This is a genomic window from Mesorhizobium sp. B2-5-3 (genome assembly GCF_006441005.1).
Taxonomy (GTDB): Bacteria; Pseudomonadota; Alphaproteobacteria; order Rhizobiales; family Rhizobiaceae; genus Mesorhizobium.
This window is the reverse complement of the sequence record NZ_VFUS01000002.1, coordinates 91,858-115,449: the sequence shown is the minus strand read 5'-3', so window position 1 is coordinate 115,449 and position 23,592 is coordinate 91,858. Positions and strand designations below refer to the sequence as shown.

22 protein-coding genes are annotated in these 23,592 nt (G+C 64.7%); 3 read left to right on the top strand and 19 right to left on the bottom strand.

Translation table 11 applies throughout. The features are described 5' to 3' along the window. Window position 1: 1 nt before the first annotated feature. Together fliR and flhA are read right to left on the bottom strand one after the other, a co-directional pair. On the bottom strand, window positions 2-754 hold the full coding sequence (fliR, locus tag FJ867_RS05155; RefSeq protein WP_140496241.1) for a flagellar biosynthetic protein FliR: 753 nt from the start codon (window positions 752-754) through the stop codon (window positions 2-4). After that, window positions 751-2,838 carry a flagellar biosynthesis protein FlhA gene (gene flhA / locus FJ867_RS05150; RefSeq protein ID WP_140496240.1) on the bottom strand — a complete coding sequence of 696 codons (2,088 nt, stop codon included), beginning with the start codon at window positions 2,836-2,838 and terminating at the stop codon, window positions 751-753. The genes fliR and flhA overlap by 4 nt, the downstream gene beginning before the upstream one ends. Window positions 2,839-2,952: 114 nt before the next feature. Here flhA and FJ867_RS05145 point away from each other — a divergent pair, with 114 nt between their 5' ends. From FJ867_RS05145 to FJ867_RS05135, 3 genes are all read left to right on the top strand, one after another. Next, window positions 2,953-3,252, top strand: coding sequence for a putative quinol monooxygenase (locus FJ867_RS05145; protein WP_140816708.1), 300 nt, complete (start codon window positions 2,953-2,955; stop codon window positions 3,250-3,252). Window positions 3,253-3,383: 131 nt separating this feature from the next. Then, entirely contained in the window at window positions 3,384-5,180 is a 1,797-nt protein-coding gene (locus FJ867_RS05140) for a chloride channel protein (protein ID WP_140665857.1), read from the top strand. A gap of 96 nt (window positions 5,181-5,276) precedes the next feature. Then, window positions 5,277-6,014, top strand: a complete 738-nt coding sequence (locus tag FJ867_RS05135; RefSeq protein WP_140686016.1) for a DUF4336 domain-containing protein — start codon at window positions 5,277-5,279, stop codon at window positions 6,012-6,014. A 53-nt stretch (window positions 6,015-6,067) separates the two neighbouring features. Here the strand turns inward: FJ867_RS05135 and FJ867_RS05130 are convergent, their stop codons facing one another. The 17 genes from FJ867_RS05130 to FJ867_RS05050 form a co-directional block, all read right to left on the bottom strand. After that, window positions 6,068-7,711, bottom strand: coding sequence for an MFS transporter (locus tag FJ867_RS05130; RefSeq protein WP_140522340.1), 1,644 nt, complete (start codon window positions 7,709-7,711; stop codon window positions 6,068-6,070). A gap of 274 nt (window positions 7,712-7,985) precedes the next feature. Continuing rightward, window positions 7,986-8,252 carry a flagellar biosynthesis protein FliQ gene (gene fliQ / locus FJ867_RS05125; RefSeq protein ID WP_140496235.1) on the bottom strand — a complete coding sequence of 89 codons (267 nt, stop codon included), beginning with the start codon at window positions 8,250-8,252 and terminating at the stop codon, window positions 7,986-7,988. Window positions 8,253-8,273: 21 nt separating this feature from the next. After that, window positions 8,274-8,681, bottom strand: coding sequence for a flagellar hook assembly protein FlgD (gene flgD / locus FJ867_RS05120; protein ID WP_140513649.1), 408 nt, complete (start codon window positions 8,679-8,681; stop codon window positions 8,274-8,276). Next, window positions 8,681-9,121, bottom strand: a complete 441-nt coding sequence (gene flbT / locus FJ867_RS05115; RefSeq protein ID WP_140496233.1) for a flagellar biosynthesis repressor FlbT — start codon at window positions 9,119-9,121, stop codon at window positions 8,681-8,683. The genes flgD and flbT overlap by 1 nt, the downstream gene beginning before the upstream one ends. After that, complete coding sequence (gene flaF / locus FJ867_RS05110) at window positions 9,118-9,465, bottom strand: flagellar biosynthesis regulator FlaF (protein WP_140496232.1); 348 nt, start codon at window positions 9,463-9,465, stop codon at window positions 9,118-9,120. Before flaF ends, flbT begins: the two co-directional genes overlap by 4 nt. Window positions 9,466-9,495: 30 nt before the next feature. After that, window positions 9,496-10,539, bottom strand: coding sequence for a flagellar hook-associated family protein (locus FJ867_RS05105; RefSeq protein ID WP_140496231.1), 1,044 nt, complete (start codon window positions 10,537-10,539; stop codon window positions 9,496-9,498). A gap of 3 nt (window positions 10,540-10,542) precedes the next feature. Next, window positions 10,543-11,994, bottom strand: a complete 1,452-nt coding sequence (gene flgK, locus FJ867_RS05100; protein WP_140522334.1) for a flagellar hook-associated protein FlgK — start codon at window positions 11,992-11,994, stop codon at window positions 10,543-10,545. A 28-nt stretch (window positions 11,995-12,022) separates the two neighbouring features. Further along, on the bottom strand, window positions 12,023-13,279 hold the full coding sequence (locus FJ867_RS05095; RefSeq protein WP_140522332.1) for a flagellar hook protein FlgE: 1,257 nt from the start codon (window positions 13,277-13,279) through the stop codon (window positions 12,023-12,025). A gap of 79 nt (window positions 13,280-13,358) precedes the next feature. Next, window positions 13,359-14,027 (bottom strand): response regulator transcription factor, encoded by a 669-nt coding sequence (locus FJ867_RS05090; protein ID WP_140496228.1) that lies wholly within the window; start codon window positions 14,025-14,027, stop codon window positions 13,359-13,361. A 222-nt stretch (window positions 14,028-14,249) separates the two neighbouring features. Next, the gene (locus FJ867_RS05085; protein WP_181168329.1) at window positions 14,250-14,837 is read right to left on the bottom strand and encodes a transglycosylase SLT domain-containing protein; all 588 of its coding nucleotides are present in this window, start codon (window positions 14,835-14,837) and stop codon (window positions 14,250-14,252) included. Then, on the bottom strand, window positions 14,767-15,765 hold the full coding sequence (locus FJ867_RS05080) for a flagellar hook-length control protein FliK (protein WP_246674986.1): 999 nt from the start codon (window positions 15,763-15,765) through the stop codon (window positions 14,767-14,769). Before FJ867_RS05080 ends, FJ867_RS05085 begins: the two co-directional genes overlap by 71 nt. Window positions 15,766-16,130: 365 nt before the next feature. Continuing rightward, entirely contained in the window at window positions 16,131-17,495 is a 1,365-nt protein-coding gene (locus tag FJ867_RS05075) for a chemotaxis protein MotC (RefSeq protein WP_140556607.1), read from the bottom strand. Continuing rightward, entirely contained in the window at window positions 17,492-18,826 is a 1,335-nt protein-coding gene (locus FJ867_RS05070) for a MotB family protein (protein ID WP_140556609.1), read from the bottom strand. Before FJ867_RS05070 ends, FJ867_RS05075 begins: the two co-directional genes overlap by 4 nt. Then, window positions 18,823-19,443 (bottom strand): hypothetical protein, encoded by a 621-nt coding sequence (locus FJ867_RS05065; RefSeq protein ID WP_140556610.1) that lies wholly within the window; start codon window positions 19,441-19,443, stop codon window positions 18,823-18,825. The genes FJ867_RS05070 and FJ867_RS05065 overlap by 4 nt, the downstream gene beginning before the upstream one ends. Window positions 19,444-19,446: 3 nt before the next feature. After that, entirely contained in the window at window positions 19,447-21,096 is a 1,650-nt protein-coding gene (gene fliF / locus FJ867_RS05060) for a flagellar basal-body MS-ring/collar protein FliF (protein WP_140556612.1), read from the bottom strand. Between the two features lie 124 nt (window positions 21,097-21,220). Beyond that, complete coding sequence (locus FJ867_RS05055) at window positions 21,221-22,285, bottom strand: flagellin (RefSeq protein WP_140513641.1); 1,065 nt, start codon at window positions 22,283-22,285, stop codon at window positions 21,221-21,223. 263 nt (window positions 22,286-22,548) lie between these two features. After that, the gene (locus FJ867_RS05050; protein WP_140496221.1) at window positions 22,549-23,547 is read right to left on the bottom strand and encodes a flagellin; all 999 of its coding nucleotides are present in this window, start codon (window positions 23,545-23,547) and stop codon (window positions 22,549-22,551) included. Window positions 23,548-23,592 lie beyond the last annotated feature (45 nt).

Genomic DNA, 23,592 nt, shown 5'->3' with positions numbered 1-23,592 from the left:
GTCACCTCGCCAGCGTCAGGTCGACAAAGCCGTCGACGAACAGCGACAGCATGGAGCCGACGGCGAAATAGAAGATGAGCATGCCGCCGGCGATGACGAAGGGCTGGGAGATGAAATAGATCGGGATCTGCGGCGTCAGCTTGTTGACGAAGCCGATCGTCAGGTTGACGAGAATGGCATAGGCGACGAAAGGGCTGCCGAGGCGGATGACCAGGAAGAAGGTGTCCGAAACCGTGTCGGCGACATCGACCAGTGCCGCCTGCGGGTTGAAGAAGACGTTGACCGGCGCGACCGTATAGGATGTCACCAGCGCGCGTATGATCTCATGGTCGAAGTCGAAGACGAACAGCAGCAGCAGTGCCGAGAACGAGATCATGGCGGCGAGCGCCGCCTGCGGCTCGGGCTCCTCGATCGCTGGCCCGCCCGAGCCGCCATAGCCGATCAGCATGGCGATGGCCGACCCCATGAAGCGCAGGGCTTCCATGTAGAGCCTGGTCATGGCGCCGATCAGGCCGCCGACCAGGAGTTCGGAAACGATCATCGGCACCAGGATCTGCGGACGCGGATCGACGAAGGGAAAGATCTTGTCCCACAGGAAGGCGAGCAGGCCGCCGGTGGCGGCGACCGCAACGAACAGCCTGACCTGCACCGGGATGCGGGCGCTGGACAGGCCGGGCATCAGCATGAAGCAGGCGCCGATGCGGCAGAAGGCGAGGAACGCCGCGATGACGACCGCTTGCGAGAGAACGCTCACGATATGGTCCCGAGCACCCTGATCTCGACGCCCTTGGCGATTTCGACATGCGAGAGCACCGGCAGCGTGGTGAACAGCCGCTCGATGATCATGCGCACATAGGGGCGCGCGTCGGGCGCGGTGACGAGGACGAAACGCTCGCCGGCTTCGAGGAATTTCTTGATCGCCTTGGTGGCGTCCTGGCCGAATTCTTCCAGCTGGCGCGGATCGATATCGAACTCGCGCACCTCGCCCTTGGCGTCGCGCTTGAGGCTCTGGTGGAAGGCGAGGTCCCAGCGGTTGCCGAGACGCAACACCTTGAGCACGCCGCCCTCCGAAAGATCGCCGCAGATCTGCTGCGCCATGCGGATGCGGACATGCTCGACGATCTGCTCGGTGCGGCGCACATGCGGCGCGATCTCGGCGATGGCCTCGATGATCAGGTGCAGGTTGCGGATCGAGACACGCTCGGCCAGCAGCAGCTTCAACACTGCCTGCAGGCCGGGATAGGAGATGTGCGTGGTGCAGATCTCGTCGGCGAGCTTGCGGTATTCCTGATCCTGGCGCTCGAGCAGCGCCTTCATGTCCTTGTAGGACAGAAGCTGCGGCAGGTTGTTGCGGATGACCTCGGAGAGATGGGTGAGCAGCACCGACATGTTGTCGGCAAAGGTGTAGTTCTCGCGCTTCAGATCCTCGGCGAATGTTTCCATGACGGAATAGGCACGCATGCCGAAGGCCGGCTCGCGGATCTCCTCGCCCGGAATTTCGGGAACGTCGCGGTTGCCGAGCAGCACCATGATCTCGCCGACGCGCATCGAATATTCGGCGACCACCGTTCCGTGCACTTTGATCTGATAGCTTTTCGGCGGGATGGCGAAATCGTCGGCGACGCGCACTTCGGGCACGACGAAGCCATATTGCTGGGCGAACTTCTTGCGCATCTTGGCCATGCGGAAGACCAGCTCCTGATGCGAGACCAGCAGCCGGGTCGAAAGCTGCTTGCCGATCAGAAGCTCGATCTCGGCGGTGGCGAGCGAGGCCTTGACGGAGTTCTTCTCTTCCTCGGCCTTGGTCGCCTTCTCCTGGTTCTTCAGCGCCTCGGCCTCGGCCATGGCCCGGTTGTGGCGCATCGGAATGACATAGCCGAGGCCGGCCATGCCGCCGGCGAGCGCGAAGAAGGGGAAGAAGGGCAGGCCAGGCATCAGCCCGAGCAGCACCAGCAGCGCCGCCGCCACATAGAGCGCGCGCGGATGCGCGCCGAGCTGCCCGAACACGGCCTGGTTCGTCGAACCGCGCGTACCGCCCTTGGAAACCAGCAGGCCGGCGGCGAGCGAGACGATGAGCGCCGGGATCTGGGTGACCAGACCGTCGCCGACCGACAGCTTGATGAACACGTCGGCGGCCTCGCCCATGCCCATGCCGTGCCTGATATAGCCGATGGCGATGCCGCCGACGATGTTGATGGCGGTGATGATGAGGCCGGCGATGGCGTCGCCGCGGACGAATTTCGAGGCGCCGTCCATCGAGCCGAAGAAGGAGGATTCCTCTTCCAGCTCGCGGCGGCGCAACTGCGCTGTCTTGTCGTCGATCATGCCGGCGGAGAGGTCGGCGTCGATCGACATCTGCTTGCCGGGGATGGCATCGAGGGTGAAACGGGCGCCGACCTCGGCGATACGGGTGGCGCCCTTGGTGATGACGATGAAGTTCACCACGATCAGGATCATGAAGACGATCAGGCCGATGACGAAATCGCTGGCCATGACCAGTTTGGAGAAGCCGGCGATGACGTAGCCGGCGGCATGCGTGCCTTCATTGCCGTGCGACAGGATCATGCGCGTGGTGGCGATGTTGAGCGACAGCCGCAGCATGGTGGCGATGAGCAGCACGGTCGGAAACGAGGAGAAGTCGAGCGGCCGCTGGATCCACAGCGCGACCATCAGGATCAGCACCGAAAGTGCGATCGAGAAGGCAAGGCCGACGTCGATGAGAAAAGCCGGGATCGGCAGGAACAGCACGGCCAGGATGATGACGATGCCCAGCGCGAAGAAGACGTCGCGACCGTTCTTGGCCACGGCGCCGGGCTGGATGCTTTCGCTTATCGCCATTCTAGTCCTCGAAAACCGTGGGGCTGCCGAGCATGCGACAGCCCGGCGAGGGTAGCTGGCCAAGCTTGCGCGAGGGTGGGAGAGTGGCCTGCCCAACCATCGAAAGGAAATCTCATGCTGCTGGTCATCGGCACGGTTCGTCTGCCACCCGACAAGCTCGAACAGGCAAGGCCAGCGATGGGACGCATGGTTGTTGCCAGCCGTGCCGAGCCCGGTTGCCTCGCATACTCCTATGCGCAGGATGTCCTCGACGCCGGGTTGATCCGGGTCACGGAAGTCTGGAATGACAGGGCGGCGCTCGACGCACATTTCGCCGCGCCACACCTTGTGGACTGGCGCGCAAGCTGGCCGTCGCTCGGCATCGGCGAGCGCAATCTCGTGCTCTACGAGGCCGGCGACCCGAAGCCGACCTGACCATCGGCGGCCGGACGGGCTCCCTCCCAAAGGGCGCGCGGGCGCCGTCATTGTGGTTGCCATGCGGTGCCGCTCGGCGTATCAGCACGGCAGTGTTTTCAATGCCTTGCTGATGTCGGCGAGCCGCTCCGGTGCTTACCAAAAACCAATCGCCCAGGAATCAACCGCAAGTCTACGCTCGCCGGCTGCGCGCGGTGCTCATCAATTCGATCCCGCTGCTCGAAGCGCGAGGCATAGCGGTTGTCGTCCTTGCCGGCATCGTCGGCGTGATGGCGGGCATACTGGTCACCGCGATGAGCCAGATCGTGCAGGACCTGCACGGGCTGTTGTTCGGCGTGCAGCCCGGCGGCCGGCTTTCCGGCATGTTCTCCCTCGCCCACCCCATGCAGGCCCTGATCCCGGCGATCGGCGGCATCCTGCTCGGGCTGACGGTGATCTGGCTGAGAAAGCGGAGATTCCGCACGCCTGTCGACCCGATCGAGGCCAACGCGCTCTATGGCGGTCGCATGTCGCTGACCGATACGTTCATCATCGCCGGCCAGACCATGATCTCCAGCGGTTTCGGCGCCTCTGTCGGGCTGGAAGCCGGCTATACGCAGGTCGGTTCCGGCCTGGCTTCGCGGCTGGCGCGGCTTTTCAAGCTGCGCCGCAACGATGTCCGCATCCTGGTCGGCTGCGGCGCGGCCGGCGCCATCGCGGCGGCTTTCGACGCGCCGCTGACCGGCGCTTTCTATGGTTTCGAACTGGTCATCGGCATCTATTCGGTCGCCAATGTGGTGCCTGTCATGACCGCGGCGATCTCCGCCTCGCTCACCGCCGAGATGTTCGGCGGCGTGCCGTTCCCGCTGGAGCTTGCGGGCCTGCCGGCACTCACGGCCAGCCAGTACGTGCCCTTCCTGCTGCTTGGGCTTCTTGGCGGGGCCGCCTCGATCGCCATCATGCATCTGGTGACGCTGGTCGAGCGCGCCTTTGCCAAACTGTCGGTCGACGCCTCGCTGCGTCCCGTCATCGGCGGCGTCATCGTCGGCCTGCTTGGGCTGGTCACGCCACAGGTGCTGTCGAGCGGCCACGGCGCGCTGCATCGCGAATTCGCCATGAACTATGGGCTGAGCGTGGTGGCCAGCGTCTTCGTGCTGAAGCTGGCGGCTTCCGCGATCTCGCTGGGTTCGGGGTTTCGCGGCGGACTGTTCTTCGCTTCGCTGTTTCTTGGCGCCCTGCTAGGCAAGGCATTCGCCGATGTGATGGCTTTCATCTCGCCGTCGACCGGCATCGATTCCGCCGTCGCTGCCGTCGTCGGCATGACATCGCTGGCGGTCGGCGTCGTCGGCGGGCCGCTGACGATGACGTTCCTGGCGCTGGAATCGACCCGCGACCTGACGCTAACCGGCGTCGTCCTGGCGGCCTCGATCATGGCGGCGATCCTGGTGCGCGAGACCTTCGGCTACTCCTTCTCGACGTGGCGCTTTCATCTGCGCGGCGAAACGATCCGCAGCGCCCATGACGTCGGCTGGATGCGCAGCCTGACCGTCGGCTCGATGATGCGCAAGGACATCAAGACCATCAATGCCGACACGACGCTTGCGGCCTTCCGCAAGCAGGTACCGCTGGGCTCGGCCCAGCGCGTCATCGCCGTCGACGCGGGTGACCAGTATGTCGGCGTGCTGATCGTTGCCGAACTGCACAGCGACCTGTCCGACGGCGAGACGGCGGTGCGCGACCTCGCGCAATACAAGGATGCCGTCCTGGTGCCGAGCATGAACGTGCAGTCGGCCGCCGAGACCTTCCAGCGGGCCGGCGCCGAGGAGCTGGCCGTGGTCGAGGATTTCACCGACCACATCGTGCTCGGACTGCTGACCGAGGGCCATCTGATGCGGCGCTATGCCGAGGAGCTGGAAAAAGCGCGCCGGGACTTGTCGGGCGAAGGGTAGGTCGGGCGAAGGTAGGCTGCCGAGCCGGCCTGGCTGAGCTCGTGCAGGGCGAAGCTGCCGTGGCCAAGCTTGTTCTCCGCCCTACTTCAGCAGATCATGGCCGACCGCGCACCATATCCGCCGCTCAACACGTTAAAGCTGGTTTCGAAGGACATCTGGATCGTGGATGGCCCGGTCATCCGCTTCGGCATGCCTTGGCCGAAAATGCGGTTTCCGACGCGGATGACCGTCATCCGCGTCAACGATGGCGATTTGTTCGTCCATTCACCCACCTTGCTGACAGGGAGCCTCGAGGCCGAGATCGCTGGATTGGGCAAGGTCCGCCACATCATCGGGCCGAACCGGATCCACTATTGGTGGATTCCGATGTGGCGCAGGGCCTTTGCGGATGCGGGCATCTGGCTGGCACCGCGGATTCGCGAGCAGGCGGGCGACAGGATCGATTTCGAGGCGAACGAGCTTGGTGCCGAGAGCGGCTACCCGTGGGACGATGACCTCAAGTCGCTGCCGGTGGAAGGCAGCTTCATGACAGAGATGGTTTTCTTCCATTCCGTCAGCCGAACATTGATCCTGACAGACCTGATCGAGAACTTCGAACCGCGGAAGCTTGGCTGGCCGTGGCGCTGGCTTGCCAGGGCGGCTGGTGTCGTTGATCCCGATGGCAAGACGCCGCGCGATTTGCGATTGACCTTCCCCAGGGGGCAACTCAAGGCGGCAGTCGAAAAGATGATAGAATGGAATCCGGAACGCGTGATCATGGCGCACGGCCGTTGGTACGAACACGATGGCGTCGCCGAACTGAAGCGCGCGTTCCGCTGGCTGGGTCCGCTCTAACGCTTTGTCTGATGCAAGCCCGGACGAAAACGTCTTCGCGCTTTCCTGCACTCCTAATGCTCGATCGGCCCCTTTGCCATGACCAGCGCCGTGCCCGCGGTTGTCGGGCGCTCGATCACGCGGCGCACCCGCGGCGGCTCGTCGCCGCTGTGCAGTGCCCGCAGGCGCTCGCCGACCATGGCGTCGGCTTGGGTGATGCGGCCGTTGTGCCTGACATATTCGAGCCAGGTCGGCGTGTGGTAGTGCTCGATCCAGATCGCCGGATTTTCGAGATCGCGCGCCAGCGTCCAGTTGCGGGCACCGTCGCGGCGGCGGATGCGGCCGCGCTCGGCCATGGTGGCGAGGAACTCCGGCACGTCCTCGTCGCGGATGATGTATTCGATCATGATGGCGATGGGGCCGCTGCGCGGCTTCAGGTCGAGCGCGAGGTGCGGCTCCTTGAAGCGGTTGAGCGGATCGAGGTTCAGCACCTGCTGCTGCGGCAGCGGCAGCACGAGGCCGATGGCGCCGCCAGCCAGCATGGCGATGGCCGCCGCGATCAGCGCTGTCCCGGCGCCATGCGCGTCGGCGACGATGCCCCAGATCCAGCTGCCGAGCGCGATGCCGCCGAAGGTCGCGGTCTGATAGACCGACAGCACCCGGCCGACGACCCAGCGCGGCGTTGCCATCTGCACGGTGACGTTGAAGTGCGAAAGCGCGATCACCCAGCACGCGCCGCCGACCAGCAGGCCGAGCGATGTCTGCCAGGCGTTGTGGCTGACGGCGGCATTGAAGGCGCAGACGGCGAAGCCGGCGAAGGCCGAGCGCACCATGGTCTCGCTGGACAAAAGCTGGCGCAGCCGCACGCTGATCAGCGCGCCGCCGACCGCGCCGATGCCGAAGGCGCCCAGCATGATGCCGTAGGTCAGGGCGTCGCCCTTGACGACGTCGCGCGCCACCAGCGGCAGGAGCGCCAGCACCGCGCCGGCGCTGAAGCCGAAGGCGGAGCCCCTGACCAGCACCTTGCCGATGTTGGGCGACATGGCGACATAGCGCAGGCCTGCGCCCATGGCCGCGCCAAGCGATTCGCGCGGCAGCGTCGATGGCTGAACCTGCGGCTTCCAGCGCGCCAGCACGACGATGAGACCGATATAGCTCACCGCGTTGGCCGCGAAGGCGGCCGCCGCCCCGGCTGCGGCGACGATGATGCCGCCGATCGCCGGACCGACGCTGCGGGTCAGGTTGAAGCCCATCGAGTTCAACGCGACGGCGGCCGGCACCTTGTTGCGGGGCACGATGTCGCCGACGGAGGCTTGCCAGGACGGGCTGTTCAGGGCCGTGCCGCTGTCGATCAGGAAGGTGAAGGCAAGCAGCGTCCACGGCGTCATCAAGCCGGAATAGGTGAACAGGGTCAGAAGCACCGAGACGACCAGCATGAAGGTCTGGGCGACCAGCATAACCTTGCGCCGGTCGAAGCTGTCGGCGATGGCGCCGGCGACGAGCGCGAACAGCATGATCGGCAAGGTGGTCGAGGCCTGCACCAGCGCGACCTGATAGGGCGAGGTGGCGATCGTGGTCATCATCCAGGCGGCGCCGACGCCCTGGATGAGGCCGCCGAAATTCGACACGAGGCTGGCCGACCACACGGCGCGGAAGATGCCGTGCCGGAACGGCGCCAGCGCCGAAACGCTCTCGCTCTCCGGCTTTTCGTCAATCATAGGAAAGGCCCTGCCATGGCTTGCCGATCGTTGCGGTGATCCGTTTCCCCGGATGGTTTGCCGAAACTATGGCATCGTGCCGCAAAGAGCGACCGTCTCGAAAAAAAGATCATGGTCCAACAAGGGGATAGAGGAGGACCACGCAACCGTGCGGCTTTGCTTCGACGCCGCGCCGCGGATGCAGCCCTATGCCATACACGGTCCGCATCGGCGACAGCAGGCTGCTGCCGGTAAGTCGTCGGGACAGAACGGGCCGGCTCGCCGCAAGCTGCGGCTAGAACCCGTTTTCAATGCGCTCGAAGACGACGTTGGTGAAGGCCGATATCTGGCTGCCGATGAAGGGACCGGTCAGCGCCGCCACGAGCATGATGGCGACGATCTTCGGCACGAATGTCAAGGTGATCTCCTGGACCTGCGTCAGGGCCTGGATCAAGGCGATGCCGATACCCACCGCCATGGCGACCAGCACCACCGGCGCGGATGCGGTCAGCACCGTCCACACCGCGTACTGGACGATGTCGAGTGCGTCGGCCTCGTTCATGGGATCGGCCCGCCGGAGCCGTCAGCTTGCCGCCTTGACCGAGACGCCGGGGCCGACCGCGATCTCGGTGCCGTTGCCCAGCACGGCGATGAGGCCGCTGCTGGCAAGGCGCACGGACGCGACGGTGCCCGTCGTCTTGCCGTCGGCGGACGTTATCGAGCGCCCGATCAGCGCATCGGCCTGCGACAGCGCCGAGGACTGCATGATCTGGTCCAGCTTGGTATTGGTCTGCACAGACTGCTCGACCTGCGAGAAGGTGGCGAGCTGGGCGACGTACTGTGTCGAATCCATCGGCTTGGTCGGATCCTGGTTCTTCATCTCGGCGATCAGAAGCTTCAGGAAGGACTGGTAGTCGACAGCGGTCTTTGAGGTCTGCTGGCTGGCCTGATTAGTGCCAACCGGTATCGTCGTCGTCATGTCCACGGTCATCAGCGTGCTCCCACAGCCAGCGGACGCGAGGCGCCCGGAACGTCGTCATTGCCGCCCAGCGCGCGGCGTTCGAGCGGATAGAGCGACCGGATCGCCTTTAGCGCCTCGTAGATGTGGTCCTCGCCGACCATGCGGTCGATCTGTTTCAGCGCACTGCCGATCTCGGCGTCCTCGAAACTTGCAAGCAGCAGCGGCAGGGAGCGGCGGAACATTTCGCGCGCCTCGCCGGCGCCGGCCGGATTCATGAGCATCACCTGGAGGATGAAATACAGCTGCTTGAGCGGCGTCGAGGCGTCATCGGCCTGGATCACATGGCTTTCGAGCAGGAACTGCACGTCGTTCATCAGTTCGACGGTGACCTTGCGGTCGACGCGGATGACGGCACCGTTGATGTAGATCTTCTCGTTCGGCTTCAGCGATATCTTCAGCGTGTTGGTCATTGAATGCCGTCGCGGATGATCTGGGATACCTCGATCAGTCCCTCGAAATTCTGGGTGCGGCCCTGGCGGATGTCTTCCGCCTCGCGCAGCAGCCAAAGGCCGATCGAAATCAGGTTGGCGCGCAGTTCCTTGGGAAGCGCGTTGTCGTTGGAGCCGAGATCCTCGACAAAGGCGGTCCAGACGCGGTTGGTGAAATGCAGCGCCTCCACTGCCTCCATCGAAGCGGGGCCAAGGGCGGCGGCCGCCGCCAGCATGTCGATCGAGCGGGTCAACAGCTCCCGTTCACGGTCCTTCGCATCGGCGACAGAGGTGCTCTGGATGTCGGCGTAGGAGAATTGGTACATCGTTGGCTCTACCGTTCCGGTTCAGAGTTGTCAGGTCAGGTAATTCAACAGGCTGAGCTGCTGGAGCCGCGCCGTCAATGCGAAGGAGGTCTCGATGTGCTGCGTCAGGTCGGCGACGCGGGTCGCGGCTTCGGCCGGGTCGACCGCTTCAAGATCGAGAATGTGGCGCTCGAACAGGTCGACCTGCGTCTTCATGCGGTCGACAGCGTCGGACACGCGCTTCTGGACGATGCCGGTTTCGGACTGAACCTGGCCGATGCCGCTCAGCGCTTCGCCGACCAGCGACTGCGAGCGGCCGACGATGGTGTCCTTCGCCGCCTGGCTGATGTTGGTCGACATCAGGCTGGAGACCATGGCCGCCGCCATGGCGAGCTTCTTGATGCCGTCGCTGTTGGCGCTGGTCGAGGTCGCGGTGGTTTCGTTGAGCGCGATGCGGCTGACGATCTGCTGGTCGGTGGCGTTCGACCAGTTGGCCTGCCAGCCCGAACCGAAGAACTGCGGCTCGACGTCGTTGGTGATGAAATCGTCCATCTGGGCCGCGGTGATGTTTGCCGCGGCGGGGTCATCCGGCGTGAAACCGAAATTGGCGACAAAGGAGGCGTCGAAGGCAGCCTTGGCGGGTGATCCGGCCGCTGTGAAATCGTTGATCGGCTTGACGTCGGTGTTGGTGCCGGCAAACAGATACTCGCCGTTGACGCTGGTGTTGAGGATCGAGGCGAGCTGCTGGACGGCCGTCTTGCCGGCCGACTGGGTGAGGTTGGCGGAAGAATCGCCCGACGTTGAGGTGGTCAGGCTCGACAGCAAGGTCTGCGCGACGCTGGAGAGCTGGCCGAGCGAGGTCTGCGTCGAGGAGAGCCGGGCGGCCACCAGGCCGTTGGAATCGATAATGACATTGAGCCGGTCGAGATCGCGCGAGAAGGTGACGGACTGGGCGGTGCGTCCGCCCAGCGCCAGGCCGACATCGGCGACCCTGCCGGTCGAGGACTCCTTCGTGGCTTTGACGAGCTCGGCCTGCATGCGCATCTGCTGATAGCGCATGGCGTTCGAGAGAGCGGCCGAAGAGACTGAGGTCATGGATTATCCCACCGCGCTGAGCAGAGCCGCCAACATGTCGTCGACGGTTTTCATCATTCGGGCCGATGCCTGATAGGTGTGTTCGAGATCGAGAAGCAGCGACATTTCCTGGTCGACATTGACGCCGGTCGCGTTGGACAGCGCCTCGGCGCTGCGCGATGCCAGGGCTTGCTTGGCGTCGGCTGCGGTCGAAGCCTGCTGGCGCACGCCCTGGAGCCAACCGATCGAATTGGCGGCATAGTCGGCAACGCTCGACGTCGCCGAAATCCCGGCGGCGGGGTCGAATGTCATCGGCTGATCGAGCCGGTCGCCATACGCGACCAGAAGGCTGGAATAAGAGGCGCCGCCAGTGTTGACGACATAGGCCGCGCCGTTGGCGCCGCCGTCGCGCAGCAGTGCCGGATTGCCGCCGGCGCTTGGATCCATGGCGGCATTGACGCTGATCGTGCCGGCAAGGCCATTGACCAGCGTGCCAGCGGCCGGCACCGCCGGCGCGCCAGACCAGGTGAACAGCCCGGCGGCGTTGGGCATTGACGGCGCGGTCTCGGCGAAGGCCGTGATCAGGCCGCGCGCGGTCTCGTCGAGCTGGCTCTGCATGGTCGAGGCTACGCCATCGCGCAATTGCAGCAAACCGGCAAGCTTGCCGCTGGCGCTGGTGTTGCCGCCGGTTCCCGCCGAGATCGGCACATTGTCGATGTAGAGGGCATTGCCGACGGTACCGGCGCTGTAGCCGGAGGATGGGGCGAAGCTGACCGTTCGCGGGATGGTTTCGAACAGCGTCGTGCCGTCACCCGTGGTGATGACCATGTCATTGTCGCCGCGCGTGAAGGTGGAGACCGGAACATAGTCCGAGATCTTCTTCAAAAGCGCGTCGCGCTGGTCCAGCGCATCGGAAACGTCGGTGCCGGAGCGCGTGCCTGATATGACAGCCTGGTTGGCGTCCTGGAATTGGCTGAGCAGCGAGTTGAGATCGTCTACCGCCGTGGCGATCTGGCCGTCGGTCTGGGTGCGAAAGTCCTGAATGGCCCTGGAGCCTTCGTTCAGGGAGCGCACGACCTGCTTAGCCGCGTCGATAACGCTGGAGCCGAGATTCTGGTTGGACGGCGAGGTGGCATAGAGCTGCAGCGCCTGCTGCAAATTGCCGATCGCGGTCGAGGGAGAGGACGCATTGTCGACGCCATTGACCGAAACATCCAGCTGATCCAGGCCGCTATAGAGCGCGTTCTGGCCGCTGTATGCCGACAGGGCGCTGAGATTCTGGCGGAAGAGCAGGTCGTTGGCTACGCGCTGGATATCAACCGAGCGCGCGCCCGGCGCCGTGCTGGTGACGACGGCGATACGGCGCGTATAGTCCGGATTGGAAGCGTCGGCGACGTTGCGCGAGACAACGCTGGTCTGCCGAGCGGTGTTCATAAGCGCCGATTGGGCGATGCTCAATGCGGTGGAAAGCGACATGCGGGTCTTTCACGGGCGTTGCCCGGTTTTATCTCTTCAGGTTGACAAGGACGTCCATCAGGTCGGAACCCGTCTGGAAGACTTTCGAATTGGCGGTGTAGCTGCGCTGCGCCGCGATCATGTTGGTCAGTTCCTCGGCGATATCGACGTTCGAATTCTCGAGCGCGCCGGAGATGATGGAGCCGAGCTTGCCTTCATTGGCAAAGCCGACGCGGACCGCGCCGGATTCGGTGCCCTGCGAGTACACATTGCCGGGCAGCGCGGTGAGCTGGTCGGGACTCTGCACATCGGCCAGCGGGATCTTGTAGAGCGGCTTGGTGGAGCCGTCCTTGTACTGGGCGTAGATGGTGCCGTCCTTGCTGATCTGCACCTTGTCGATGGTGCTCGGCGCGTTGCCGTTGACCTGAGCGTCCGAAACCGTGAAGCCGGTGCCGAGCTGAGTCAATGCCGACAGATCCAGTGAAAAGGTGCTGCCGTTGGGCACGGTGAGCGAGACGCTGTCGACGGCGCCGGTGAGCTTGCCCGTGGTCGTGTCGAAGGTCAGGTTGGCCGAGCCAAGCGCGCCGCCGGTGTAGGGGAATGACGTTCCGGCGGTCGCCTTCGACTGGTCGAAGACCGACACCTGCCAGGTGCCGGCGCCGGTGTTGGTGAAATAGACGTCGAGCAGCTTCTTGTTGCCGAGATTGTCATAGGCGACCATCGAGGATTTCGAGGTGTACTGCGCGCCTGCGGCATTGGTGGTGGGCAGGTTGCCGGCCGCGACTGGCGTCGCGCCTGCGGGCAGGTTGCCGCTGTAGAGACCCTCGGTGCTCGGGGTCGCGGTCATTCCCTGGTCGGAGATGACGACCGGGACCAATCCTTCAAAACCGTTCACCGTCGCCGCCGGCACGCCATTTTCGTAGCTGTAGGCCATCAGCTGGAAGCCGGCCGAGTTGACCAGCCTGCCCTGCCCATCGGGAACGAAGGCGCCGGCGCGGGTCAGGAAAGGCGTGCCGCTCGGGTCCTGGACGACAAAGAAGCCGTCGCCGCTGACGGCAAGATCGGAGACAGAGGTAGTGTATTGGAGCACGCCGGGATCGCTGACCGCCTGCCGGATCGTGGTGGTGATGCCGCCGGAATTATAGGCGCCGCCCGTCGAGGGCATGACCAGCGTTGAAAATTCGGCGGAGGACCGCTTGTAGCCGGTGGTATCGGAATTGGCGATGTTGTCGGCTGTCGTCGACAGACGGTTGGCCTGCGCGTTCATGCCGGAAACGCCGGTCCGCATCATCCCGTAGAGGCTCATCGAAATGTCTCCGCAATGTCCATGCCATTGGCAGCGAGGCTACGCGTCCTGTCTTGCGCGAGGCTGGCGCGGCGGTGCATCAGAACACCAGCCGGTAACCGAGGAAGCGCTTGGAATCGATCGGATCGGTGCCCAGCTTCTCGCGCAGCTTCTTGCGCAGCTTGCTGATGTGGCTTTCCACCACGTTCTCCTCGACCTCTTCGTCGAAGATGCCGTAGATGGCGTTGAATACTTGGGTCTTGGTGACGCGGCGGCCGCGATTGCTTGCCAAATATTCGAGAATGCGGCGCTCACGGCGCGGCAAGGGAAGCGGCTGGCCATTGATTTCAGGGTCGCGGCCATCCATGAAGATGCGCATGGCGCCGATCTCGGTAAAGGCGGCATCCTCGTTGGCGCGGCGGCGGATGGCTGTTATGCGGGCCAGGATCTCGCGGATATGGACCGGCTTGCGGATGACGTCATCGACACCGCTCTCGAACAGCCGCAACGTGTTCTCCAGCGAATGCTGCTCGCTGAGAGCAATCACCGGGGCTCCGGTGCGGTCGCGGATCTGGCGCGGAGAGATCGCGCCTTCGCGGCAGTCGCCGATGAGGAAGGCCCGGACCGAGCGCAGATCGGCATCGGCGGCCGAGTTCACCCACTCGCCGAATTCGCCGGAAGCGAAGCCCGCGCAGGCGATGCCCTCGCGGTCAAAAAGTGAATTGTATCCGTCTGTCACGAGCTCTCGCTCGTCAACGATAACGATCATCGGCCCCGCCTCCGAATCAGCTCATCTGCCCCGTGGGGAAAGCCGTATCCGCTGGCAGGAATCCTGAACAACCGTCATTTCTTGTAACTAGTTTCTTGGGAGTCCGGAATCGCATCGGTTGCATTAGCGTGGGGTGAGATATGCTTCGTGCTCCAAGTCCCGGCCAAGTCGAAGCGCAACGCCGAGACTTTGCGACCGATTGCATGAGATGCAACAATACACTCATGGATTGCAGAACGTGCGAGCGTTGCCGGTCCATTTGCCGAAGCCTGTGGCCACCATGTTTGATATCACGCGGCAGACATAGACCTTCTGCGCCGGGTCGTTGTCGGGCCCCGCGTGATAGCGGGCGACAGCCATCGACCAGGTCACGTGACGGGCATGAAGGCTGGCCAGGAAACGCGCCGCATAGTCGACATTCTGACGCGGATCTAGCATGTCCTCGACGCTGCGAAAATGCGCGCCGTGGTAGCGGTGATTGATTTGCATGCAGCCGAGATCAATCAGCGTCTTGCCTTCGCGTCGGGCATTGGCGAAGGTGGCAAGAGCTTCGGCGCGGCTTGTCGGGAAGACCGCTTTTCCTTCTATATTCAATGCATTGGGCTGCAAGCTGCCCTTCTTCCCGGTCTCGGTCAAGCCGACGGCATAGAGGATGCCAGCCGGCACGCCGTAGCGGTCGGCGGCGCGCAGGATCTCCGGTTCGCAAGCATTGGCGGCGGCAGCGGCGGCGCTCGCAAGACTAGATAAAGATATCGCCGCCAGCGCGCTCGCGAGAAGGCGAAGCGGGGCGGCCGTGTGCTTGCGCGTCATCATTGTGTCTTCCGGCGGATTGCTGGCCCGGTTGCTGGCCGCCGGCGCCGCTGTTGCCGCCGCCGGAATTCCCGGGTTGAAAGGACGACTGGTCGCGGCCCGCCGCCGTCTGCAAGGATGCGGTCGCATCAGTGCGGGTCGTTGCGGGGGCCGCTACCGAAGGTTGTAGTATCGTGACCTTGTCAACCTCGAAGCCGAGTCCGCGCAGGGACTTGACGATGGCATCGCTATCAGAGGACAGCCGGTGGTAGGCGTCATGTGTTTGAGGCTTCAACTCAATCGAAAGTTGTTCTCCGGAGAGGCGAAGATTGGCGGTGACCATGCCAAGTTCGGCCGGATGAAGTTCGATCTTCAACACATGTGTCGCGGCGGCAACAGGGCCTGTCAGTTGCGCAGTTGCGGAGTGTGTCGAAAGCGTCGTTTTCGGGCCACCATCGGCTGTTATGGCGCCGATCACATTGAGGGCGGCCTGGCTCATCGGCGCCTGCGGCGGGGCAGGGAAGCTGCGCTCGGAAACCACGTCGATGCGTCCTGCCGCCGAAGGTTGTTTTCCGGGCTCGGACCGCAACGAGGACTGAACATCGGCGATGGACCTCAGCTGCGGTGCCGCGTGCTTCGGATCCACGCCCGGCACTTCGGCCGGCGCCGTCTGGGGCAGCGGCCCGGCCGCGATCGTATTATCGCGTTTTGGCGTGCCGGCGGCGTCGTTGACGGTCTGGCCATCGAGCTTGGTCAGCGCCCCATCGACGAGCGATGTCCGCTCGGGCTTCGACATCGGTTCGAGGTCATCATGCCCGGCGGCGGATTTCGGCCGGTAGGCCTTCGGCAGGAACTGCCCGTCGAGCGCCGGTTCCTGTCCGGTTTCGCTCGTATCGGCCGGTCTGGCCGATGTCGAGAAATGGCGCAGGTCATGGAACGCGATCAGCAACGGCAGATGGTCCTCGAGCGGCGTCGTACCTGTCTCGGCCGCTGCGCCATCGGCGTCCTTGTCCGTCTCGGCGGTCTTGTCGTCCCTGGCTGCTTTCGCGGCCAGCATTCCGCTGGATGGGATCCTTGCCTTGCCAGCCGGCAGTGGCTCGTCCTTCTGCCCGGCAGGACCGGCGGCAAGCCTGCTCCAGCGCTCATCGCGCGATTCGGCCCCGGCTGCCGGATGCTTGTCCGGGTGGGCCGGGCCGGCCTTGTCGTCCAGCATCTTGCCGAAACCCGTGTCGTCATTCTTTCCGGTCGCCGCCGGCTGTTCCGCCGTCGTGCGCGCGGTGGTGATTCCCGGCAGCGCCGGACCGAGGCTGGGGGTCATTTCGGAGCGGCTCCAAGCATCTGGTCGATCAGGTCGAGCTGTCGACGGGTTTTGACCATCGCGGCATCGGTCGGGTCTGACGTGTCGGTGCTGGCCGCGGCCGCCGGCGCCGATGCCGGCAGGACAGTTGCCGCATCGCCCGGAGCCGGCGGGTTCGGCGCAGCTGCCACTGTGTCGCCGGATGGCGCGACGGCCGGCTGTTCGGAGACAGCACCCTCGACGGGCGGCAATCCGGCGGCGTCGGTGGACTGCGCGGCGGCAGGCTCGGGCTCGTGCGATGGTATGACCTCTGCAGGTGCCGGGCTGGCGGTCGGAAGGGAAGCGGGCGGCGCCACCACTTCGCCGGCGATGGCCTCGGCGGCGTCGAGCAGCGCGCGGTCGCCGTCCGACAGCCGGCTGCGGTCGATCTTGCCCAGCTTGGCGCGCACGTCCTCGATGGTACCCGATGTCACGGTGGACAGGCTTGAGTAGAGCAGGGCGCGCGGATCGCCCTGATTGGTGTTGCCGTCGCGGCCTTGCTCGGCCCGCGCCGAGGCGAAGGCGGACAGTTCGTTCAGGCCGTCGATCGCGGCGCGGCGGGCGATGCGCAGATAAATGACCTTCTCGCGCTCGGGATCCATCATTGAGGTGATATCGGCCAATTTGTCCTGGCTGATCGACATGTGCAGCTCAATCACGCCCGAGACGAAGGAGTCGGCGAACTGGCTGGCATAGGGCGAATAGAGATAGCGCTCGACATATTGTGTGGAGGCAAGCGCAAAGCGCGCCGCGTCGCGCTGCGCGACCGCAATGCCGACCGAGCGGCGCAATGCCGCCTCCTCGACCAGTGTCCCGGGGCCGAGCAATTTCGCCTCGTCGAGCAGCACCAGCGCCGCGGCCGGCTGGTCGCTGGCGAGCAGCGAACCCTTGACCAGGGCAAGGAAGGCGGCGAGGTCGCTGGGCTCCGCCATCGGATCGACCGGCTTCAAGGCTTCGATGGCCTCGCCGGGGCGGCCGTTCAGGTAATCGATGACGCCCCTGGCAAGGGCTAGGTCCCGCGCATCGGCGGTGGCGCGCGACACGGCCGCCTCGACGGTCACCGGGTTGCCGCCGCTCATGCCGTAGACCAGCAGCGCGCGAAAATTCTTCGGATCCCTGAAATCGTCCTTGTCCGCCTCGCGCAAGCGCGTATCGATCATCTCCAGCAGCTTGGACTGCATCGGCAGCGCGGCGTGGTCGCCGACGGCGATACGGTCCTGAATAAGCTGCAGCGAGCGCACCAGCTGATAGGGTTGCAACGAATCCTGCGCGAGGGCGGCCGTAGGCTGGCCGGCCAACAGCAAAAGGCCCATCAAGCGGCTGGTGAAGACCGCCCGCCTCATCCGCCGGTCGCCATCAGTATCTCGATGCGGCGGTTCACCGCCGACAGCGGATCGGCGGGGTCCTTCGGCTGGCGGTCGGCGAAGCCGGCGACTTCGGTGATGCGGCGCTCGTCGACGCCGCCGCGCACCAGCATGTAGTACGCCGAATGCGCGCGCGCCGTCGACAGCCGCCAATTGTCGTAGCCGGCGCTGCGGAACGGCCGCGCGTCGGTGTGGCCGTTGATGCTGATCGTGCCCTTCTGGCTGTTGACGATGCGGCCGATCTTTTCCATCGCGAGCACCAGCTCACGGCGCGGCATCGCGGAGCCGACCTCGAACATGCCGAAGTCAAGCTGGTCGGTGATCGAGATGAGGACGCCCTTGTCGGTGGCTTCGACCGAGACGCCGTCGTGCAACTTGTCGCCAGGTTTGAAGGCCTCGGCCAGCTGCTGCCTGACATCGGCCGCAGCCTTAAGCGCGGCCGCGCCCGGCTTCTTTTCGCCGGCATCGGGCTTGGCCGCCTCGGCGACGGCGGCAACCTTGGCGTCCGCGAGCCCGGCAGCGCCGGCTTTCGCATCACCCGCCTCGGCGATTGCCGTTGTGGCCTTGCCGTCCTTTGCCAGAGGTTCAAGCGGCGCCGCGATGACCGGCGGCGCAGGCGGCACGGCCTTGACCTTGGCGACCTGCGCCTCGGCGGCCTTGTCGCCGGGCTTCACCGGATCACCTTCGATCCTGGCGCGCTGCGCGCTGGCCTCGGCGCCCGGCGAGGCCACCTGCTGAGACCAGAAATCAGGCTCGAACGGATCACGATAGGAGGCGCCGCCGGAAGCGCCCGTTGCCGGGCCGGCACTCTGCGCGCCGCCATCGCCCTTCTGGCTGACGTTCTGCATGATGCCGGTGTTGGTGGCGATTTCCGAAAGCACCGCGTAGGGATCGGCGAACAGGTGTTCGTCGGACTGCTCCGACTGCTGCGGCTCCTGCTTTTCCTTTTTGGGATCGGATGAACCCGCGCCGCCGGCTCCATCCTGTCCGGCCTTGGTGGCCGCCTCTTCCGGATTGTCGGCGGTCAGCCCGATGGCGCGCGGACCGTCGCCGAGATCCTCCAGGCCCTTGCGGCTCGAGGTGCGGTCGACCAGCTTGACCGGATTGAAATAGCTGGCGACCGCCGCCTTGGTCTGTTCGTTGGCGGCGTTGATCAGCCACATGACCAGGAAGAAGCACATCATGGCCGTCATGAAGTCGGCGAAGGCGATCTTCCAGACGCCACCGTGATGGCCCTCCTCGTGGTCGTCATGGCCGCGACGCACGATAATGATCTCGTGCCTGGCCTGATCGGCATCGGCGACGCTCATGCCAACACCTGAGAGAGCGTTGCCGACCATTCGGCCATGCGCGTCTCGAACACCGCTTCGTCGATGGAGACCGTGAGATCGAAGCCGGGAGCTTCGAGGAAGTCGAGATTGGCGGCGCGCGCTCCGAGCGACGCCTTCAGCGCTTCGAAAAGGGAAAGCGGGCCGCGAACGACTATGCGCACCGCTTCGCCATCGCCGACCGCTTCGCGGACCGCACCGGCAAGCGCTTCAAGCGAGCGCTTTTGCAGGTCGTCACTGACGATGCCGCCGATGATGCGGGCGACCGTGGCGGCGACGAGGTCCGTCACGCGCGCCTCCATGGCATCAATGCGCAGCGAGACCGCCTCGCCGACATCGCCGCCGAAGCTCTCGAGAAAGGCCTTCGCTTCCTCGGCATTCGCCCGGCGTTCAGCGTCCATCGCTGCTTCGTGGGCAGCCGAAAGCCGCTCGCCGAGCGCCGCCTCCGCCTGGGCGACCGCTTCGGCAATCAGCATGCCGATATCGGCCTGAGGCGCGGCTGCTTCCGGCTCGTGGTCGGCGGGAGCCTTCGGCTGGCTGACACGTTGCGGGCGCGTGCCGAAATCCGGCAGGAGATCGAAAAGGGCTAGGGAAGGCATGGACTACACCGCGATTTCCTGGGCCGCCCATTTGCGCAGGATCTGCGCTGTGCGCTCCTCGTTGAGGTCGACCATGCGGGCAAGCCGCTCCTGCGGCGCGGGCCTGATCTTCTGGCGCAGGTCGTCGAGCGGCGTGGAGCCGGCCCGCACGCCCGGCAAGGCGCCGACGGCCGAGCCGGCTTCGGCGGAAGCCGTGCCCTCCGGCGTCGGCAGCGAGCGCTGGACCTCGTCGAAATTGGGACCCGCTATGGACGGCGTCGCCTTTGCTGTCAGGGCCGCCGCCATCGGGCGCAGGCCGAAGAAGGCCACCAGGAACACGACGACGATGAAAGCGCCGGCATTGATCAGCGTGCCGGCGTGCTGGCCGACGGAATCGAGCATTCCGGCCTGCGGGATCGCCTCGCCGTCGAGCCCGTCGATGAACTCGACCGCCGAGACGTCGATGACATCGCCGCGCTTGTCGTCGAAGCCGGTGGCAGAGGTCACCATCTTCTGGATGTCGGCGACGCGCTTGGCGATCTGTTCGGGCGTGGCGTCCTTGCCCAGGATCGCCTTCAGCCGATCCTGGTTGACGACCACGGCGATAGACATCTTGGTGACGCTGTAGCCGTTGGAGACGGTGGCGATCTTCTTGGAGTTGATCTCGTAGTTGGTGATCTCTTCCCTGCGGTCGTTCTGCGAGGAGGATTGCGGACCCTCGGTGGCGGTCGTCTGCGTCTCGGGGAGGTTCTGCTCGACGCTGGCCGGGGTGGAGGCCTGCTTCTGGTTGTTGTTCTCGTTGGCGCGCACCGACTGCACCGAACGCTCGACGCGCGACTCCGGATCGAAGATCGTCTCCTCGGTTTGGCGGGTATCGGTGTTGACGTCGGCCTTGACGCTGGCGCGGAAATTGTCCGGGCCAAGATACGGGGTGAGGGCGCGCCGGATGTTGTCACCGATCTGCGCCTCGACGGTCTGCTCGACGCCCAGCGTGCGGGCGGCACTTGTGTTGGAGGGATCATCTCCCGCCGCCAGCAGATTGCCGTTGGAATCGAGCACCGTCACCTTGTCGGCCGACAGGCCGGGAACGGCGGCGGCGACGAGATGGCGGATCGACATGGCGCTTTTCTCGGCGTCGATGCCGGCGTAGCGGATGACGACCGACGCGGAGGGCTGCTGCTCGTCGCGGCGGAAATTGGCACGCTCGGACATAACGATATGGACGCGCGCAGCCTTGACGCCCGCGATCGACTGGATGGTGCGCGATATTTCGCCCTCCAGCGCGCGCACACGCGTGATCTGCTGCATGAAGGAGGTCAGGCCGAGCGAGCCGACATTGTCGAACAGTTCATAGCCGGCATTGGCGCTGGTCGGCAGGCCCTTTTCGGCAAGCAGCATGCGGGCCTGCGCGGTGGTGCCGGCCGGGACCAGGACCGAGGTTCCGTCGGAGCCGACGTCGAAGCCGATGCCGGCCTCGCCCAGCACGAGGCCGATCTGGTTCACGTCGGCGCGGTCGAGCCCGACATAGAGCGTGTCGTAGGCCGGACGGTTGAGATAGACGGAAGCGACACCGATGACGCTCATCACCAATGCGGCGATGCCCGCCAGCATGGCCAGGCGCTTCACGCCAAACCCGCGGAGATTCGCGATGATGCTCTGGATCTGTTCCGGCACGGTCGACTACTCCCAGCATGACTGTCCGCTGGAACACTAGCCCTCGAAGCTTGTGCGAAAATGAAATCGGGCCGCGCTCGGCGCGCGGCCCGTCAACCTTGAGGTGAAGACGTCGAGTGGGCGGTCAGCTCTTGAACAGCGACAGGATCGACTGCGAGGAACTGTTGGCGATCGACAGCGACTGGATGCCAAGCTGCTGCTGCACCTGGAGCGCCTGAAGGCGGGTCGATTCCTTGTTCATGTCGGCGTCGACGAGCTGGCCGACACCGCGGTCGATGGAGTCCATCAGGCTCTGCGTGAAGGTCTTCTGCAGGTCGATGCTGCTCTTGGCCGAACCGAGGATGGTGGCGGAATCGGTCAGCTGGCTCATGACGTTGTCGATCTTGGTGATCATCTGGGTGATGATGTCGTCGGTCACGCCTGCCGCAGTGATGTCGAGATTGTAGGCGGAAATATTGTCGACCTTGGTAACCGCCCCCGCCGCTGTCTGGCCGGCGGTGTTGGCTGCGATATCCGTTGATCCACCCGCGATCGATGCCGCATAGGCGGTGTCATACAGGGTCTGCGCGGCCGCGGTCGAATAGACCGATGTCTTGCGGTCGAGAATGCCCTGGTTCTTGACCTCGCCGGCAAGACCGGAATCGAAAAGCTTGGTGCTCTCGACATCGATGTCAATCGTCCCGAGCTGGACGGCGCCGGACGAGGTGCGGTTGAACGAGGACACGATCTTGGAGTCGGGCTGGACGCCGTCATTGGCGGCCGACACCTGCTTGGAGATCACCGACAGGAAATTCGAACCGGAGAAGGTGGCGGCGTCGGCAAAGGATTTCATCTGCGCCTGAAGCGCCGTGATTTCGGTCTGCGTCTTTGCCTTGGCGGCATCCGTCTGGCCGACGGTCGAAAGCAGCTTGGTTTTGATCTTGCCGATCGTGTCCAGCACATTGTTCATGCCGGTATAGGCGGTGTCGACCTTCGAGGCGCCGAGGCCGAGCGCATCCTGCACGGTCGAGAGCGCCTGGTTGTCGGAGCGCATGGTGGTGGCGATCGACCAGTAGGCGGCGTTGTCGGAGGCCTCGGAGACGCGATAGCCCGTCGAGACGCGGGCCTGTGTCTGCTCGAGCGACTTGTTGGTGGCGTTGAGGCTTTGAAGTGCAGTCAACGCCGCAGCGTTCGTCATGATGCTCGCCAAGAAACTCGCTCCTTCTCTAAGCCGGCATGCCCACAGGCCTGGTCGGCCTGCCCATCGGCTGCGATCGTGCCGGTCGGGCCGATTCGACAACCTGTCGTAAGCTATTGGTTAACCATAGCTAGCGCGATATGGTTAACGCCCTGTTAAAAGTCAGCTTTCGACAGTTAAGGAACGAGGATTGCGCGGGGCTGGAGCAAACGCAATCAGGCCGCGCTTTTGGCGCGGCCCGATATCTTGGTGCTGTTCGTGGATGGTGAAGGCGATCAGCCGCGGAAGAGCGACAGGATCGACTGCGACGAACCGTTGGCGATCGACAGCGCCTGGATGCCGAGCTGCTGCTGAACCTGCAGGGCCTGGAGGCGGGTCGATTCCTTGTTCATGTCGGCATCGACGAGCTGGCCGACGCCGCGGTCGATGGAGTCCATCAGGCTCTGCGTGAAGGTCTTCTGCAGGTCGATGGAGCTCTTGGCGGCGCCGAGCGTGGTGGCGGCGTTCGTCATGTCCTTGAGCGCAGCGTCGACGACGTTCATCATCCCCGAGATCTGGTCGTCGCTGAAGCCCTTGCCCGTTGCGGAGTCGAAGATCTTCAGGCTGGCGACCGAATAGGTGTCGCCGGCCGCAACGGTAGCACCAGCAGCCGGAGTAGCCGCCGTGGCGGTGACGCTGCCGTCGGTGCCCAGACGCGCGGCGTCGAGGATGCCCTTCGCGGTGCCGGCCGTGGTACCCGCCTCGTACAGCTTGGTGCTTTCCACGTTGACGTCGATCGTCGAGATCGATACCGCGCCGGAAGCGTCACGGTTGAAGGCCGAAACGATCTTGATGTCCGCCACGGACGTGCCCGTGCCGCTGTCCACGGACAGCATGTTGGTGCCGGAGAAGCTGGCGCCATCGGCATAGGCCTTCAGTTGCTTCTGAAGGGCGGCGATTTCGGTCTGGGTCTTTTCCTTGTCGGCATCCGTCTGGCCGTAAGAGGCGGTCAGCTTGGTCTTGATCTGGTTGATGGTGTCGATCGCGCTGTTCATGCCGGTGTAAGCGGTATCGACCTTCGAGGCGCCGAGGCCGAGCGCGTCCGAAACGGTCGACATCTGCTGGTTGTCGGAACGCATCGTGGTGGCGATCGACCAGTAAGCGGCGTTGTCCGAAGCCTGGGAAACGCGATAGCCCGTCGAGATGCGGGCCTGGGTGGTTTCGAGGTTCTTGTTGGTGGCGTTCAAGCTCTGCAGCGCGGTCAGCGCCGAGGCATTGGTCATGATACTGGCCATGTCTACTCGTACCTTACTTTTTACAGGTGTTTTTTGACATACCGG

What these genes read in the sequence shown, in the direction of transcription:
- flhA (WP_140496240.1), bottom strand. Translation starts at nt 2,838, where the DNA reads ATGGCGATAAGCGAAAGCATCCAGCCCGGCGCCGTGGCCAAGAACGGT.
- FJ867_RS05145 (WP_140816708.1), top strand. Translation starts at nt 2,953, where the DNA reads ATGCTGCTGGTCATCGGCACGGTTCGTCTGCCACCCGACAAGCTCGAA.
- FJ867_RS05135 (WP_140686016.1), top strand. Translation starts at nt 5,277, where the DNA reads ATGGCCGACCGCGCACCATATCCGCCGCTCAACACGTTAAAGCTGGTT.
- FJ867_RS05130 (WP_140522340.1), bottom strand. Translation starts at nt 7,711, where the DNA reads ATGATTGACGAAAAGCCGGAGAGCGAGAGCGTTTCGGCGCTGGCGCCG.
- fliQ (WP_140496235.1), bottom strand. Translation starts at nt 8,252, where the DNA reads ATGAACGAGGCCGACGCACTCGACATCGTCCAGTACGCGGTGTGGACG.
- flgD (WP_140513649.1), bottom strand. Translation starts at nt 8,681, where the DNA reads ATGACCGTGGACATGACGACGACGATACCGGTTGGCACTAATCAGGCC.
- flbT (WP_140496233.1), bottom strand. Translation starts at nt 9,121, where the DNA reads ATGACCAACACGCTGAAGATATCGCTGAAGCCGAACGAGAAGATCTAC.
- flaF (WP_140496232.1), bottom strand. Translation starts at nt 9,465, where the DNA reads ATGTACCAATTCTCCTACGCCGACATCCAGAGCACCTCTGTCGCCGAT.
- FJ867_RS05105 (WP_140496231.1), bottom strand. Translation starts at nt 10,539, where the DNA reads ATGACCTCAGTCTCTTCGGCCGCTCTCTCGAACGCCATGCGCTATCAG.
- flgK (WP_140522334.1), bottom strand. Translation starts at nt 11,994, where the DNA reads ATGTCGCTTTCCACCGCATTGAGCATCGCCCAATCGGCGCTTATGAAC.
- FJ867_RS05095 (WP_140522332.1), bottom strand. Translation starts at nt 13,279, where the DNA reads ATGAGCCTCTACGGGATGATGCGGACCGGCGTTTCCGGCATGAACGCG.
- FJ867_RS05090 (WP_140496228.1), bottom strand. Translation starts at nt 14,027, where the DNA reads ATGATCGTTATCGTTGACGAGCGAGAGCTCGTGACAGACGGATACAAT.
- FJ867_RS05085 (WP_181168329.1), bottom strand. Translation starts at nt 14,837, where the DNA reads ATGACGCGCAAGCACACGGCCGCCCCGCTTCGCCTTCTCGCGAGCGCG.
- FJ867_RS05075 (WP_140556607.1), bottom strand. Translation starts at nt 17,495, where the DNA reads ATGAGGCGGGCGGTCTTCACCAGCCGCTTGATGGGCCTTTTGCTGTTG.
- FJ867_RS05070 (WP_140556609.1), bottom strand. Translation starts at nt 18,826, where the DNA reads ATGAGCGTCGCCGATGCCGATCAGGCCAGGCACGAGATCATTATCGTG.
- FJ867_RS05065 (WP_140556610.1), bottom strand. Translation starts at nt 19,443, where the DNA reads ATGCCTTCCCTAGCCCTTTTCGATCTCCTGCCGGATTTCGGCACGCGC.
- FJ867_RS05050 (WP_140496221.1), bottom strand. Translation starts at nt 23,547, where the DNA reads ATGGCCAGTATCATGACCAATGCCTCGGCGCTGACCGCGCTGCAGAGC.